The sequence below is a fragment of the Campylobacter sp. S4:11 genome, from assembly GCF_024723695.1.
Lineage (GTDB): Bacteria > Campylobacterota > Campylobacteria > Campylobacterales > Campylobacteraceae > Campylobacter_D > Campylobacter_D jejuni_C.
This window is the reverse complement of the sequence record NZ_JANQDC010000094.1, coordinates 1-491: the sequence shown is the minus strand read 5'-3', so window position 1 is coordinate 491 and position 491 is coordinate 1. Positions and strand designations below refer to the sequence as shown.

Here is a 491-nt window from a genome sequence, read left to right as displayed (position 1 = left end):
ATTTTGTTTATTGTATCTTCTAGAAAAGGTAATATATCCTTACGATAATTCCTAAAATTTTCTTTTAATGTCTTGTCGAAAAGTTTTGAGCCATCAGGATCTAAATTATTAAATATATTATACCCCTCTTTTATTTTTTGTAACATGAAATTTCTATTTTTAAAAGAACATAATTGATTGTTATGAAGTAAAAAAGAGCTTGGAATTGATATTTTAAAATAAATTGCTGCATTTTTATATTCGGTTCCCTTATCCAAATAACCTATGCTATCTAAATAATCATAAAATTCTTCACAATGCTTTATAAATTTAAGTTCTTCTTTAGAAATTTGTTTTTCTAAATCTTTAGTAGAGGCTCTTAAGTTTAGGTATTTTTGTTTTTCATTTGAGTTTAAATTACTTATGAAATTAAGATAACGAAAAAAAATTCGTTCATTACCAACTAAAAAGTAAAATGTGTTAGCATAATTTTGAAGAGAAGCTCGGTAATA

Annotated in this window: 1 pseudogene; it reads right to left on the bottom strand. The window is 23.6% G+C overall.

The features are described 5' to 3' along the window. Nucleotides 1–491, bottom strand: a pseudogene (locus CAMP5053_RS08360) (hypothetical protein); the annotation flags it as partial.